A 15,683-nucleotide genomic window follows, 5' to 3' on the forward strand; every position below is an offset into this window, starting at 1 on the left:
TACGTCCGAGGAATTTATTGAGATGAGCAAATCAGAAGAATTTGCTGATCTGAAGACCCGCTTTCGGGGGTTTACTTTCCCTGCGATCATCATCGCGCTGTTGTGGTTTTTCGCCTTCCTTGTTGTCGCTACGTTTTTCCCAGAAGCAATGGCGATTGAAATGGGCGGTGGCTTCAACATTGGCTTAGTACTCGGCATCCTTCAATTTGTTACGACCTTCGTGATTACCTGGATGTATGTGAAATTCGCTAATAAAAACCTGGAACCGCGGCAGGCGGCTATCCGCGAGAAAATGGAGGGCTAAACTATGTTTACCGCTTCGCTTGCACAAGCAAGCACGAACGTCTCCACCGTGGCCCAGGCAGCAGCTGACGAAGGCCTTGACGCTGGTAACCCGTTGATCAATATTGCCGTGTTCGCGGCATTCATTATCATCACGATGACAATCGTGACCCGGGTTGGTAAAACCACCTCGGAGGCATCGGATTTCTATACCGGTGGTGGACAGTTCTCCGGACGCCAGAATGGTCTGGCGATTTCTGGTGACTACCTCTCAGCCGCATCCTTCCTGGGAATTGTTGGTGCCATCGCGTTGCATGGCTATGACGGATTCCTATATTCCATTGGATTCTTCGTCGCTTGGTTGTTCGCTCTGCTGCTCGTCGCAGAGCCAATGCGTAACGTCGGACGGTTTACCATGGCGGACGTGCTCTCGTTCCGCTTGCGGCAAAAGCCGGTACGCCTGGCAGCCGCTATTGCGACCGTGTTCGTTTCGTTGTTCTACCTGGTCGCACAGATGGCCGGCGCAGGTTCGCTGGTCTCGGTTCTCCTGGGGCTCGACGACAAGGTGTGGCAGTATGTGACCGTCGGCATCGTCGGTCTGGTCATGACCGCCTACGTGTTGATCGGCGGAATGAAAGGCACCACCTATGTGCAGATGATCAAGGCCGTGTTGTTGGTAACCGCCGTTGTCATCATGATCATTCTGACCTTCATTATTGCTGGTGGCGGGTTTACCACCCTGTTCGACCAGGCAGTGGAAACGCACCGCAACTCTGCGTACCTGGCAGAACGTGCCTATGAGGCAGAAGACATCATGAAACCCGGCCTGAAATACGGCACGGATATCTGGACACAGCTGGACTTCATTTCTCTGGGCGTTTCCTTGATCTTCGGTGTTGGTGGTCTGCCGCACGTGTTGATGCGCTTCTACACGGTTCCAACTGCGGTTGAGGCTCGTCGCTCCGTGACCTGGGCGATCGTTATCATCGGCTCCTTCTACCTGATGACCCTGGTTTTGGGCTACGGTGCTGCTGCATTGGTTGGCCCGGATGCCATCATGGATGCACCAGGTACTGCTAACGCAGCTGCTCCACTGCTGGCATTGGAGCTGGCAGGACCAATCTTTATGGCCGTGGTTGCTGCAGTTGCCTTCGCTACTGTGTTGGCCGTGGTCGCGGGGCTGACGATTACCGCCTCCGCGTCCGTGGCACACGATATTTATGACGCTGTGTTGCGTGACGGCGAAGCTTCGGAAGAAGCCCAGGTGCGTGTTTCGCGCATTACGGTAATCATCATGGGTGTTGCCTCTGTCATCCTGGGTATCTTGGCTATGGAACAAAACGTGGCATTCTTGGTCTCGCTGGCTTTCGCTATCGCGGCTTCTGCAAACTTGCCGACGATTCTGTACTCGCTGTACTGGCGTAAGTTCAGCACGAATGGCGCCGTTGCCTCGATGTATACCGGCTTGATCAGCTCGCTGCTATTGATCTTCTTGTCGCCAGCGGTTTCCGGTACGCCTTCATCCATGGTTCCTGGTGCGGACTGGGCAATTTTCCCATTGACCTCGCCGGGTCTGGTCTCCATTCCGTTGGCCTTCCTGGCCGGTTACCTGGGTACCGTATGGTCCAAGCCGGACAACCTGGATCACTTGGCAGCCGAAATGGAAGTTCGTTCGATGACCGGTGTTGGCGTTGAAGCACCAGTTGATCACTAAGCAGGTGATCGGCAAGCAGAAAGCTGCGGTTGAGTGCCGGAGCCGGTAAGCAAAACTGCTTGCCACAATGGCTTGCTCATAGCCATCTGTTTCGCGAATCCCTTAGCGTAGATCTGCGCTAAGGGATTCGCGCTTTTGTAGGATATGTATTTGTGACGCGTTCAAATAGTTCAAAGAGGCCACGCCAGACTTCGACCAGCCCACTGTTATCGGGTGTCAAGGGCTTGAGTTGGCTCTGCTTGGTTGTTGCCGTGGTGGTTTTTATTGTGGCCGCAACCACGGGTACACACAGCGGCACCAGCGCCTCACATCTTGCGATTAGCCCCAACGGACAACTTTCGGATTCACGCGCCATCGATGCTACCTCGCAAGCAAATTCCGCAGCTCAAAATTCGGAATCTTCGTCTGCACAGCGTAATTCCCGTGATTCGCGTGGTAGTTCCGAGCTGACCGCAGACAGCAATATCTTGCGGCCAACAAAGATTGATTTTGTGGAAAATCAGCAGGGGAGCCAATTCACTCTGTATCGCTTCTCGGATAATTCGAAGTTGGGTAGCACTAGCGACCGTATGGCGCGCCCCGCGCTGTCACTTGCGAAGCTGTTTATCGCGGAATATGTCCTGGACAACGGTACCTCTGCCGAAAAAGAGCTTGTTGCTGCGATGATCACAGAATCTAGCGATGCCGCAGCTGATCAACTGTGGGCACTGTATCCAGAAGCAATCGATGAAGTAGCAGAAGATTACCGACTGTTTTCTACCCGCGCCGGCGATCGATGGGGATTTTCGGTGACCTCCACGTATGACGTCGTGAGTTTTATTGCGCAATTAAAGGATGAAGACCCGAAGCATCCGCTGTTAGAGATGATGAAACGCACGGTTCCCGTTGCTGCGGATGGCTATGAGCAGGATTTCGGCACCGCGAAGCTACCAGGCGTGCAAGGCTCAAAATGGGGATGGTCGGATGATCGGACTTTGCACTCTTCGGTATCGTTCGGAAAAGATTTTGTCGCAGCCGCAGCCATCACTGGCAGTGCCGATGATCTGTCCGAAATCGCCGAGAAGCAGTTTATTTCGTATTTGAAATAACGCTGTTCACCCCTGACTGCTGCCGATCCAGCCGGATTCATTGCGGGCTGAATGATGTTAGGATAAATTTGTAATCCACATCATATTTAGACCCGAAAGGATTCGCGTCACATCATGATCGACCACGAAGTGCGAACTAGGCCTTCTGCAGAAGACTTCCCGTATGAGGAGCACTTGGCGCACAAGATCGCCACGGTTGCAGCTGATCCAGTAGAGGTTCCAGCTGATACCGCTGAGATGATCAAGAACAGGCTGATTGATAACGCATCGGTCGCGATGGCTTCACTAGTTCGTCGTCCTGTTACCTCGGCGCGCACCATGGCCACCGCGCACCCGGTCAGCGATGGGGGAGCGACAGTGTTCGGTGTGGACGGCACCTACTCTGCAGAGTGGGCGGCCTTGGCCAACGGCACCGCGGTGCGTGAGCTGGACTTCCACGACACTTTCTTGGCTGCGGAATACTCGCACCCAGGCGATAATATTCCACCGATTTTGGCTGTTGCGCAGCACAAGGGGCTCGACGGCAAGGCCTTGATCCGCGGTATCGCTACCGGATATGAAATCCAGGTCAACCTGGTCAAGGGCATCTGCTTGCACGAGTTCAAGATCGACCACGTTGCACACCTCGGGCCTTCTGTAGCCGCAGGCATCGGTACCATGCTGAACCTGGACATCGACACTATCTACCAGGCTATTGGCCAGGCGCTACACACCACCACGGCCACCCGCCAGTCCCGCAAGGGCTTGATCTCGTCCTGGAAAGCCTATGCCCCAGCATTTGCCGGCAAGATGGCAATCGAGGCTGTCGACCGTACTATGCGTGGGGAGGGTGCACCGGCGCCGATCTGGGAAGGCGAAGACGGATTTATCGCCTGGATGTTGCATTCTCCAGACAAGACTTATACGGTTCCGCTGCCGGATAAGGGCGAAGAAAAGCGTGCAATCCTGGAAACCTATACCAAGGAGCACTCCGCGGAATATCAATCACAGGCACCAATTGACCTGGCCCGTCGGATGAAAAAGACTTTGGAAGACAAGGGCCTGGATATCGTCGATATCGAATCCATCGTCCTGCACACCTCGCACCACACCCACTATGTCATTGGTACCGGTGCTAACGATCCGCAGAAAATGGATCCGCATGCGTCTCGCGAGACCTTGGATCACTCGATCATGTACATCTTCGCGGTAGCACTGCAGGACGGCGACTGGCACCACATTGACAGCTATGCACCTGAGCGCGCGCAGCGGGAGGATACCGTCGAGCTGTGGCACAAGGTCTCGACCGTGGAAGACCCAGCGTGGACGAAGCGCTACCACTCGACGGACCCGAACGAAAAGGCCTTTGGTGCCAAAGCTGTCATAACTTTTCAAGACGGCACGGTTGTGGAAGACGAGATGGCTGTCGCCGACGCCCACCCACTTGGCGCCCGTCCATTCGAGCGTGAGAACTACCGCACAAAGTTCCGAACTCTGGCAAAGGGCATCGTCTCTGAGGAAGAACAGGAGCGATTCCTGGCAGCCGTCGACAATCTAGAAAACCTCACCGATCTGCGTGAACTGAATATCCAGGTTTCTGACGATGTGTTGGCCCAGGCTCCACAGACACCGAAGGGGATTTTCTAATGGCAGGACTATTTTCTTCCGAGACCACTGCACACCAGAAGCGGAAAAATTTCCGTGAGTCTCTCAACGCACCGCAGATCACTACGTTGCCGGGAGCCTTTAACCCGCTGACTGCGAAACTCATTGAAGACATTGGTGGCTTCTCGGGTGTTTATGTTTCCGGCGCGGTGCTTGCTAATGACCTCGGTTTGCCAGATATTGGCTTGACGACGCTCACTGAGGTCGCACAGCGTTCCGGCCAGATCGCACGCGCGACCGAGTTGCCTGTGCTGGTTGATGCCGATACCGGTTTTGGTGAGCCCATGTCGGCAGCCCGCACCATTTCCGCGCTGGAAGATGCAGGACTGGCAGGTTGCCACCTGGAAGACCAGGTCAACCCGAAACGCTGCGGGCACCTGGACGGAAAAGAAGTTGTGTCGACGGAGTTGATGGTGCGCCGCATTTCGGCAGCCGTCGGCCAGCGGCGCGACGAGGATTTCGTGATCTGTGCCCGCACAGACGCCGCGGGGGTCAACGGCATCGACGATGCTATTGATCGGGCGAAGGCCTATGCCGAAGCCGGGGCAGATCTGATTTTCACCGAAGCGTTGCGTACCACGGACGACTTTGAGAAATTCCGTGCGGCAGTCGACACGCCGTTGCTGGCGAATATGACGGAATTCGGCAAGACCGAGCTGCAAAACGCGAAAAAACTGGAATCCATCGGCTATAACGCCGTGATCTGGCCGGTTTCGTCGTTCCGTGTTGCTATGGGGGCGACCGAACGCTTCCTGCGCGACCTCAACGAGGGCGGCGACCAGAAATCCTGGTTGGACGATATGCAACACAGATCGCGGCTGTACGAACTCGTGCGCTACGAGGACTACAACGCTTTCGACCAAGACGTATTCACCTATTCACCGGAGCAAAACCTGTGATCTAAACGATCAACACGGCGTGCAGGTCAGCATTGCCGTTCTAGCAAAAGCTCAGGAAGGAGCTTGTAATGACTACCAATTCTGAAATTCGTAAGGGCCTGTACGGGGTCGTGGCAGATTACACCGCGGTCTCTAAGGTAATGCCAGAGACCAACTCGTTGACTTATGCCGGCTATCCGGTGCAAGAGTTGGCGAAGCACTGCAGTTTTGAAGAAGTAGCCTATTTGCTGTGGAACGGCGAGCTACCTGACTCCGGGCAGCTGGAAGAATTTGCTGCTTCCGAGCGCGAATTGCGCGGACTGACTGAGGCAGAGATCAATGTGATTGAATCGATGCCGAAAGATTCCCACCCGATGGACACGCTGCGCACTTTTACTTCGTTCGTGGGGCAGTTCGATGAACATTTCACACGCGATGCCGACCATATCCGCGAGATTGGGCTGCGTCTGCTTGCGAAATTCCCCACGGCTGTCGCGTTGGATATCCGCCGCCGTAAGGGCAAGGGATATGTGGAGCCAGCGAAGGATAAAGGCTTCGCGGAGAACTTCTTGTGGATGGTTTTCGGTGATGAAGAGGATTCTCCCGCGTTGCAAAAAGAGGCCATTCAGGCTTTTGACCAGTCGTTGATTCTCTACGCTGAGCACTCTTTTAACGCCTCGACGTTTAGCTCCCGCGTGATTACCTCGACAACTTCCGACGTATATTCCGCTGTCACCGGTGGTATTGGTGCGCTGAAAGGGCCATTGCACGGTGGCGCAAACGAAGCCGTGATGCACAATATGCTGGAGATTGGCGATCCAGATAAGGCAGAGGAGTGGTGCAAGAACCGCTTGGACAACAAGCAAGTGGTCATGGGGTTTGGGCACCGCGTGTATAAAACGGGTGACTCCCGCGTGCCGACGATGGAAGCCGCGTTCAAGAAGCTCGCGGCCAACACTCCAGGTGCGGACAAATGGGTCGACATGTACGACATCATGGCCAAGACGATGGAAGAAAACACGTCCATCAAGATCAAACCAAACCTGGACTTCCCGGCTGGCCCGGCCTATTACCTGCTGGGCCTGGAAATTGAGTTCTTCACCCCGATCTTTGTGATGGCCCGTATCACCGGCTGGACTGCTCACATTTTGGAACAGTACGAGGACAACTCCCTGATCCGGCCGCTGTCTGCTTACAACGGCCCAGAAGAACGCTCAGTGCCAGCTGCTCCAGCTGCTTAGTAGGCGCTCAGGAGCTGCCCAGTAGAGGCTGGTAGTCTAGTAGCCTACAGCCCAAACTGCTTCGCGAGGTGCGCGTTATCCTGTGCGAGTTTTAGCAACTCCTGCAGGGTGCGCGCACTTTGTTGTATCGCAGGGTCGGAACTAAGCTTCTGCAATTCGGCAGCGCTAGGGATTGCGTTTGAGCTGCCTGGGATGGCAGGGGATGGGCCCGGCTGGCCAGGCTGTTGGCCCTGTGGGCGCGCCTGGTTGTTGCCGTTGCTCTGGTTATTCTGTGCGCCCTGACCAGCACCCGAAGCAACGCCTGGCTTCCATTGGCCCCAATCCCGGGCATAGACGTTGTTGATGTCGCAGACCACACCGCCGATGGTTTGCTGCTTATTCTGCGGCAGCTGATGAATCGTGGTGCGCGGGTGAATCTTGCCGCCCGAGCCCCAGTCATGCATCCAGAAATACGATCCGATGCCGTTTGCGATTGCCCAGTCGATGACGTTGTAGTTGCCGTAGATTCCGGCGGAGTAACCGGCTGCTTTCAGCAAAGCTTCGAAGGCCCGTAGGTAAGGTGCGATCAAAGAATCGTATTGCGCGCGGGTGGGATTGTCGTCAATCGCGATATAGATAGGACGGCCGGTGGGGCCACCTGCGCTGCGGTGCAGCGCGATTGCTTTTGGTGCGTGCGTCGCCGCGCCCAAAGCTCCCTGTTTCCAGTCCGCGGTTTCGGCGCGGCCGAATTGATATACCGAGGCGGTTTCCAGGCCGAGTGCTGCCAGGTTGGTGGTTTCGGTAGCGCTGACGGGTTTACCAAGCATCCATTCTGCACCGGGGCGGCGCTCCGATACGTAACGCACGGCGCCGAGGAATCCGCCGTCTTTAATGGCACGTGCCGACGGTACACCGGCCGCGTAGTCCAGTACTTGGCCCACAACCGGGCCAGGGCCGTTCGCCGCTGCAGCACGTGGGGCAGCAATGCCGGTGCCAGCGGTGGCGAAAGCACCAGCAATCGCCAGGGCGCCGGTGGTGCGGAATAAGGAACGTCGGCTGAAATTGCGCGGGCTATTCATCGAGATTTCTCCAATCAGGAACAAACATTCGCCACAACAATAACAGTAGTAACAGAAGTTTCGAGGTTAAAACGCGAATATTGGCGCACTAAGTTGTGCGATACCAGACTTGGGAGGCGGGATGAAGATAAAGAATCCCAGAGAAAAAGAAAATGTGCCCCAGAGAAGATTCGAACTTCCGACACCGGCTTTAGGAGAGCCGTGCTCTATCCCCTGAGCTACTGGGGCCAACACTGGCCGGTCATCCCCGGCCAGCCATTAGCTTAGCGCACGTGAAAAATCCGGGCGAATGCACCGGTGTGCCGCCGGCGCAGCCACACTCTTCGCGGCAGGCAGTAAAATTTCAGCCTTGGAGTTCTTCCAGCTTTTTCGCTACGTCACCGGCAGGTGGGTTAGTCATTGAGGAGCCGTCGGAAAACAGCACCGTTGGGATGATGCGGTTGCCGTCGTTGACAGACTCGATCCACGGGTTGGCGTTTTTGGCTTGGCCTTCTTCCGAATCTGGATCGATCACCGCAAATGGGGTGCCGTTGGCTTCCAAATCACCGATCAGCTTGCGGCAAAACGGGCACCAGCTGGCAGCGAAGACGGTGACATCGTGGGAGGTTTCTGGGGTTTGTACATCAGACATTTAGGCTGCAGCCTTTCGTTCGTAGGTTAAGAATCGATATTTTAGTGGTAAATCACTGGGCTCATGTCCCGGAATCTGCAGGTGTCCGTGTGCGGAGACCTGCCAGTCACTGTCTGCAACTAACCCGAAATCTTCGGGAATGTCCGGGGCATACACGGCCCGCTGCCCGTAAATGCTACCAATATTTGCCCCCATCAGGGTGATCTCCACACGATCGACATCGCCCAAGGTAGCTTCGTAGACTTTGCCACCTCCCATAATCCAGGCGGTGTTCAGCTGTGCGACGTCGGCAAGCGCACGAATAACCTCTGCGCCCGCCGACCAGGTTCCAGGGCTTGCCGACGACAACACGTAATTATCCCGGCCGGGCAGTGGACGGAAACGCTCGGGGAGCGACTGCCACGTCTTGCGTCCCATGATCACCGGCGCACCTGTGGTGATTTCTTTGAAATGTGCGAGATCCTCCGGCACGTGCCACGGCATCGCCACGCCGTCGCCAATGATCCCGTCGAGTGATTGCGCCCAAATTGCTCCCAACATCGCCGTTACACCGACACCTGGGCTTTGATCGCTGGGTGCGGGTCATAGCCGTCGACGGAGATATCGGAAAAATCGTATTCGAAAATGCTGGCCGCCTTGTTTAGACGCAGCTGTGGGTAGGCGCGCGGGCTGCGGCGCAGTTGCTCGCGAACCTGCTCAACATGGTCGTTGTAAATATGGCAGTCGCCGCCGGTCCAGATAAGCTCGCCGACGTCCAGGCCAGCTTGCTGGGCGAACATGTGCGCCAACAAGGCGTAGGAAGCGAGATTAAACGGCACTCCCAAAAATAGGTCCGCGCTGCGCTGGTACACCTGCAGTGAGAGCTTGCCGTCGGCGACGTAGAGCTGAAACAGCAGGTGGCACGGCATCAGCGCCATATCATCGAGTTCGGCAACATTCCACGCGCTCACCACCATGCGGCGCGAATCTGGGTTCTCGCGCAGATCCTGCACTGCCTGGGCAATCTGGTCAATGTGTCCGCCGTCTGGGGTGGGCCACGAACGCCACTGCACGCCATATACCGGGCCTAATTCACCGTTGTCATCAGCCCATTCGTTCCAGATACGTACACCGTTATTGCGCAACCATTCCACGTTAGAATCACCACGCAGAAACCACAGCAGTTCGCCGATCACCGCGTGGAAATACACCTTCTTTGTAGTCAACAGTGGGAAAGATTCCGCCAAGTTGTACCGCAGCTGCCGGCCAAACACGCTGGTAGTCCCGGTGCCCGTGCGGTCGTGCTTAGCGGTGCCGTTGTCTAGGACATCACGCAGCAGATCCTCATAGGGAGTGGGGATTGCGGTGCTGGTGCGGTTGTTATCAGGGGTCGTCGACGGCGTAGTCATGGGCCATAGTTTACTAGCGTGTGGCTAGGCTGTGTGCTCCCAGCAGACCCACCGCTCATGCGACGCCGACAACATCTCAATAGCTGCCGTTGGCGGCCTGGTAGTCCGCGATATGGCCGAGCATGTCGTCGGCAAGCTCTTTGCGGCAGATCAACAAATCTGGAATATAGGTATCGGCTCGGTTGAACCGGTGCTGTGAACCGTCCAAGCGGCTGACGTGCAAACCGGCAGCCTGCGCCACACCGACTGGGGCAGCCTGATCCCACTCGAACTGTCCGCCGGAATGGATATACGCGTCGACGTCGCCAAGCAGTACTTTCATTGCTTTTGCCCCGGCAGAGCCCAGCCGTACGGTCTCTAGGTCCATGTGCTTGCCGACGTAGTCAGCAATTTCTGGCGGGCGGTTGCGCGAGACCACGATGCGCCGTGAAAACGGGCCGGATACCGCGCGGACATCTGACGAGCGGAACACCACTCCGAGATCCGGCAGACCAACGGCAGCATGCAATGGCACCCCGTCTTCGACCAACGCGATATGCACCGCCCAATCTTGCCGCCCGGTGGCGAACTCCTTCGTGCCATCCAACGGGTCGACGATCCAGACGCGTCTTTTCTGTAGCCGCTCGGGATTATCCTTGGCTTCTTCCGATAAAAAGCCGTCGTCCGGGCGGTGTTGCGCGAGCACGCGTGCGATCCAATTTTGCGCCAACTCGTCGCCAGCCTCGGCGAGTTCCTTATCGCGCAGCAAACCAACCCCGCGGATCCCTTTGAGGATTTCCCCAGAGCCCTGGGCTAAAAGGTTGGTCAGCCGGACATCTGATAACGCGCCTGTCATGCCCCATACTGTAGCCGTAGAGTAGTCATCATGTCCGATGACGTCCTGTCCCGTTTCAGCCCGCCGGTAGCAAGCTGGTTTCGTGAAGTTTTTGCTCAGCCCACCGACGTCCAGCGCCAAGCCTGGCAGGCGGTCTCGGAAGGGAAAAACGCGCTGGTGGTGGCGCCGACTGGTTCCGGTAAAACCCTGGCCGCGTTTTTGTGGGCTCTCAATGGGCTGAGCACTGCTGGTGGGCAGTTAACCCTGCCGGTCGCAGACAAGCCCACGGTCGCTTCCCAACCCGGCGTCAAAGTCCTCTATATTTCGCCGCTGAAAGCCCTGGGGGTGGACGTCGAACGAAACTTGCACGCCCCGCTGACAGGCATCGGCCGCGTCGCACAGCGCATAGGCCACGATGTGCCGTCGGTCAGCGTCGGTGTGCGCAGTGGCGATACCCCGCAAGCAGAACGTGCCCGGCAGCTACGCCGCCCGCCGGATATTTTGATCACCACCCCAGAATCGGCTTATCTCATGCTCACAGGCAAAGCCGCGGGCATTCTATCTACCGTCACCACCGTCATCGTGGACGAAATCCACGCGCTAGCAGGTAGTAAACGCGGGGTACACCTGGCGTTGACACTGGAACGCTTGGCACGTGTGGCTGGCGACCCGCAACGCATCGGGCTGTCGGCTACGGTGCGCCCGATCGAGACCGTAGCGCAGTTTCTCGGGGGTGACCGCGAGGTAGAAATCGTCGCCCCGCCAGCGAAAAAATCGTGGGAACTGGTCGTGCGGGTGCCGGTGGACAACATGGCGGATCTGCCGGTGCCGGAACAGGCCTCCACGATCGGGGAGATGACCGTGGACGATCCGCTGGGCTTGAGCAGCGGTGGCGCACCCGGTGCGGGCAACGGTGCGGCGGGGGCCGGAGAAGAGACACCGTCTTTTGCGAGCGATTCCGCCTTGCCGACGGCGAAATCCATCTGGCCGCATATTGAAGCCGAGCTCTACCAGACCATCATGGGGCAAACTTCCACTTTGGTGTTCGTCAACTCCAGGCGGACCGCAGAACGGCTGACCTCGCGGATCAACGAGCTATATGCCGCTGAGCATGCCCCGGAATTGCTGTCGGCGCCCACGCGCCGGGATCCCGCGCAATTGATGAAGCACACCGATACCGCGGGTGCCGCCGCGTCGGTGATTGCTCGTGCGCACCATGGTTCGGTCTCGAAAGATGAGCGAGCCCAGACAGAATCACTGCTCAAGCAAGGTGCGTTGAAGGCCGTGGTGGCTACCAGCTCGCTGGAACTTGGCATTGATATGGGGGCAGTCGACCAGGTGGTGCAAGTCGAATCTCCGCCGTCGGTGGCTTCTGCGCTGCAGCGAGTCGGGCGTGCAGGCCATAGCGTCGGTGCGGTATCTCGGGGAGATTTTTACCCGAAACACCGCGCGGATTTGGTGCAAACTGCGGTAACCGTCGGCAGGGTGCAACCCGGTTTGATTGAGAAGATCCATGTTCCGCGCAACCCGCTGGACGTGTTGGTGCAACAGACCATCGCTGCGGTGGCGGTAGAAGACCTCGACGTCGACGAGTGGTTTTCCACTATTCGCCGCGCCTACCCGTACCGCGACTTGGACCGCGACGTCTATGACTCCGTGCTGGATTTAGCCAGTGGAATCTATCCCAGCACCGATTTCGCAGAGCTCAAGCCCCGGATCGTTGTTGATCGAGTCGACAACACCTTGTCCGCCCGGCCAGGTTCACAGCGCGTGGCCGTCACCAGTGGCGGTACCATCCCGGACCGCGGCATGTTTGGCGTCTTTTTTGCTGGTACGACGGGGGATTCCACGGGCGCGGCTGGCACCGGTGCCAGTGGATCTGGCAAACCTATCCAGCGCCGGGTCGGTGAGCTCGATGAGGAAATGGTCTATGAATCCCGCGTGGGCGACGTATTCACCCTGGGGGCAAGCAGCTGGCGCATCGAAGACATCACCCGTGACCAGGTGCTGGTTACCCCTGCCCCGGGCCATACCGGACGCCTGCCGTTTTGGAGCGGCGATCAATTAGGACGCCCCTACGAGCTCGGCCTGGCTCTGGGGCTTTTCGACGCCATGCCCACCGTGAGCGTGACAAAGCCTTAGTTGACTTGCCGCTGGAAGAGCGCGCACGCACCAACCTGCTGGGCTATCTGGATGAGCAGTACGAGGCCACCGGGTTGATCCCGGATGAGAAAACACTGGTCCTGGAGCGTTTCCGCGATGAACTGGGGGATTGGCGCGTCGTCTTGCACACCCCGTTTGGCCGCGGCGTGAATGCTGCGTGGGCGCTGGCGGTAGGCGCGCGGATTGCAGAAAACACCGGCATGGACGCCCAAGCTGTCGCTGGTGATGACGGCATCGTGTTGCGCGTGCCGGAAGGCGACCACGATCCCGATGCTTCGTTATTTATTTTTGACGATGACGAAATCGAAGAAATCGTGACTACCCAGGTGGGCAATTCGGCGTTGTTTGCCTCGCGGTTTCGCGAATGCGCGGCCCGCGCGTTGTTATTGCCCCGGTATGACCCGGGCAAGCGCGCACCGCTGTGGCAACAGCGACAAAAAGCCGAGCAACTGCTTGATGTAGCCCGCAAGTACCCATCATTTCCCATCATCTTGGAAACAGTGCGTGAATGCTTGCAAGATGTCTATGACCTGCCAGCCTTGCATGAGGTCACCCGGTCGATTGCTCAGCGCACCATCCGCATCGCGGAAGTTACAACCGAGCAGCCGTCGCCGTTTTCCTCGTCGCTATTGTTCAATTACACCGGCGCATTCATGTACGAAGGCGATAGCCCGCTGGCGGAAAAGCGCGCTGCTGCGCTGTCACTGGACCCGAGTTTGTTGGCAAAGCTGTTGGGCACCGTGGAGCTGCGGGAATTGCTGGACCCCGATGTCATCGTGGAGGTGCACCAAGCCCTGCAGCACACCACCCCGGAGCGTCGGGCACACACAGCCGAACAACTCGCCGATATACTGCGCCGGATTGGCCCGTTCCCGGTTGACCAACTCGCCGAGCATGCCGAGATCACCCTGGAACAGGCCCAACGCGAACTGGGTGCGCGCGTGATGGTGCTGCGCATGGTCGGGCACGACCACCTAGCACAGAGCAACGATGCAGCATTATTGCGCGATGGTTTGGGCATCCCGGTGCCACCCGGGATACCCGCACAAACAGAAACTATCGACGATGCGCTAGCACAACTACTGAAACGCTGGGCGCGCTCGCGCGGGCCGTTCGTGTTGCGCGATGCCGCGGATGCCTTCGGAATCAGCATTTCCAGCGCCTGGCATATCGTGCAAACACTTTCCGGCAGCGGCGAATTGGTAGAAGGTCACTACCGCCAAGGCATCGACGAGCTGGAGTATTGCGCAGCCGGGGTGCTCAAGCGCATCCGCTCGCGCTCATTAGCGGCAGCCCGTAAGGCGCTGCGCCCGGTCAGCGCGTCCGGCTTCGCACGCTTTTTGCTCAGCTGGCACCAGATCACCGATGCACCGTCCGGACTGGGCGGGGAGGATGCAGTATTTGCCGCCATCGAACAGCTAGCCGGGGTACGCCTGCCAGCCAGCGCCTGGGAACAATTGGTGTTGCCTGCCCGCGTGCCAGGCTATAGCCCGCGGTTTTTGGATGAGCTGACTAGTAATGGCGAAGTCTTGATCCGCGGGGTGGGCCAAGCTGGGCGCAACGATCCGTGGATTATGCTGCTGCCCGCCGAATACGCCGCCCAACTCGCCCCGCTGGACGACGCATCATCCGATACGTCTGGGCTGACGCACGTGCAAGAAGCCATCGTGATGGTTTTGAGCAATGGCGGTGGCTATTTATTTGCTGACATCGTCGAACAGGTAAACCGCGCCGGGACGCTGAGTTTCGATGATCATTCTGCACACAGCACGCCGGCACCGCAGCAATTCACCAGCGAGACCGTGCGCGCGGCACTGTGGGAATTAGTGGATCTGGGAATGGTGAGCCCCGATAGTTTTGCGCCATTGCGCACGCGATTAGCTGGTGGGGCAAGCCGGGCGCACAAGGCAAAGCGGCAACCGCGGCGTTCGCGGCTGCGGATGGGGCGTACAAGTTTTGCTACCAGCCAGCATGCGCGTTCCGGTCAGTCCACACCGCCGGATATGGTCGGGCGGTGGGCGCTGACGGTGCAGCCGGATCGCGACGCCACTGCGCGTTCGGTGGCCCAAGGAGAAGCCTGGCTGGATCGTTATGGGGTGCTTACCCGGGGAAGCGTGGTCGCCGAGGACGTCACCGGTGGATTCGCCTTGGCGTATAAAGTGCTCAGCGAGTTTGAAGCCGCGGGAAAGGCCCAGCGCGGGTATTTCGTTGAGGGGTTGGGTGCCGCGCAGTTTTCTACGCCGTCGGTGGTAGACCGGTTGCGCGGTGCCGATGATGCCCCAGATGTGCACGGGTGGCCTTCCGGGACCACAGACCCTGATGTCGTCGTTCTTGCTGCGACCGATCCAGCCAACCCGTATGGTGCTGCAGTGGATTGGCCACAGGCTGATGGTGCTGGTGACAGCGCTGATTCTGGTGAAAGCGGTGCTGCTCGTACCGGCTCACGTCCTGCACGGTCTGCCGGGAGCCTAGTGGTGCTTGCCGACGGGCTGTGCCTGGCGCACTTGAGTCGCGGCGGGAAAACCTTGACGACGTTTTTCGACGCACTCCCGGAAGGCATCGATGCCGATCCGGCACAGTTGCTTGTCGATGCTGTGCATGCTGCGCTGGATGCGGAATGGATCCGCCCGCTGACCATTGAAAAGGCGAACGGCGCGGCCATCCTGGGAACCCCATTAGCGCTAGCGATGCGTAAATACGGCGCTAAACTCAGCCCGAAGGGGCTGCGGTTGAGCCGGTGACTGAAGCCGGTTCACCAGCCAAAAACTGAACCGGTAAATCG

11 protein-coding genes, 1 tRNA gene and 1 pseudogene are annotated in these 15,683 nt (G+C 58.0%); 7 read left to right on the forward strand and 6 right to left on the reverse strand.

Annotation, left to right across the window (positions count from 1 at the left end; translation table 11 throughout):
- The first annotated feature begins 22 nt into the window (after window positions 1-22).
- The 6 genes from B142_RS0108815 to B142_RS0108840 all read left to right on the forward strand — a co-directional run bounded on the left by B142_RS0108815 (window position 23) and on the right by B142_RS0108840 (window position 6,847).
- Complete coding sequence (locus B142_RS0108815) at window positions 23-304, forward strand: DUF485 domain-containing protein (protein ID WP_018121179.1); 282 nt, start codon at window positions 23-25, stop codon at window positions 302-304.
- A gap of 3 nt (window positions 305-307) precedes the next feature.
- Entirely contained in the window at window positions 308-1,996 is a 1,689-nt protein-coding gene (locus tag B142_RS0108820) for a solute symporter family protein (protein WP_018121180.1), read from the forward strand.
- 152 nt (window positions 1,997-2,148) lie between these two features.
- A complete protein-coding gene (locus B142_RS0108825) occupies window positions 2,149-3,084 on the forward strand; it encodes a hypothetical protein (RefSeq protein ID WP_147579287.1) in 936 nt (311 codons plus the stop codon).
- 114 nt (window positions 3,085-3,198) lie between these two features.
- Window positions 3,199-4,710, forward strand: a complete 1,512-nt coding sequence (prpD, locus tag B142_RS0108830) for a 2-methylcitrate dehydratase PrpD (RefSeq protein ID WP_018121182.1) — start codon at window positions 3,199-3,201, stop codon at window positions 4,708-4,710.
- Window positions 4,710-5,627 carry a methylisocitrate lyase gene (gene prpB / locus B142_RS0108835; protein WP_018121183.1) on the forward strand — a complete coding sequence of 306 codons (918 nt, stop codon included), beginning with the start codon at window positions 4,710-4,712 and terminating at the stop codon, window positions 5,625-5,627. The genes prpD and prpB overlap by 1 nt, the downstream gene beginning before the upstream one ends.
- 68 nt (window positions 5,628-5,695) lie before the next feature.
- Window positions 5,696-6,847 (forward strand): bifunctional 2-methylcitrate synthase/citrate synthase, encoded by a 1,152-nt coding sequence (locus B142_RS0108840; protein WP_018121184.1) that lies wholly within the window; start codon window positions 5,696-5,698, stop codon window positions 6,845-6,847.
- Between the two features lie 44 nt (window positions 6,848-6,891).
- Here B142_RS0108840 and B142_RS12405 read toward each other — a convergent pair whose 3' ends face one another.
- The 6 genes from B142_RS12405 to B142_RS0108870 form a co-directional block, all read right to left on the reverse strand.
- On the reverse strand, window positions 6,892-7,905 hold the full coding sequence (locus tag B142_RS12405; RefSeq protein ID WP_018121185.1) for a DUF1906 domain-containing protein: 1,014 nt from the start codon (window positions 7,903-7,905) through the stop codon (window positions 6,892-6,894).
- 155 nt (window positions 7,906-8,060) lie between these two features.
- Window positions 8,061-8,133, reverse strand: a tRNA-Arg gene (locus tag B142_RS0108850).
- A gap of 115 nt (window positions 8,134-8,248) precedes the next feature.
- On the reverse strand, window positions 8,249-8,536 hold the full coding sequence (locus tag B142_RS0108855; RefSeq protein WP_018121186.1) for a glutaredoxin domain-containing protein: 288 nt from the start codon (window positions 8,534-8,536) through the stop codon (window positions 8,249-8,251).
- Window positions 8,537-9,076, reverse strand: a complete 540-nt coding sequence (locus B142_RS0108860; RefSeq protein WP_018121187.1) for a dihydrofolate reductase — start codon at window positions 9,074-9,076, stop codon at window positions 8,537-8,539.
- Window positions 9,077-9,081: 5 nt separating this feature from the next.
- A complete protein-coding gene (locus B142_RS0108865) occupies window positions 9,082-9,924 on the reverse strand; it encodes a thymidylate synthase (protein ID WP_018121188.1) in 843 nt (280 codons plus the stop codon).
- A 76-nt stretch (window positions 9,925-10,000) separates the two neighbouring features.
- Window positions 10,001-10,759 carry a 3'(2'),5'-bisphosphate nucleotidase CysQ gene (locus tag B142_RS0108870; protein ID WP_018121189.1) on the reverse strand — a complete coding sequence of 253 codons (759 nt, stop codon included), beginning with the start codon at window positions 10,757-10,759 and terminating at the stop codon, window positions 10,001-10,003.
- A 30-nt stretch (window positions 10,760-10,789) separates the two neighbouring features.
- Between B142_RS0108870 and B142_RS13285 the strand changes: the two are divergent.
- Window positions 10,790-15,642: pseudogene (locus B142_RS13285) on the forward strand (Lhr family helicase).
- Window positions 15,643-15,683 lie beyond the last annotated feature (41 nt).

The organism is Corynebacterium propinquum DSM 44285 (assembly GCF_000375525.1).
In the GTDB taxonomy this organism is placed as follows: Bacteria; Actinomycetota; Actinomycetes; order Mycobacteriales; family Mycobacteriaceae; genus Corynebacterium; species Corynebacterium propinquum.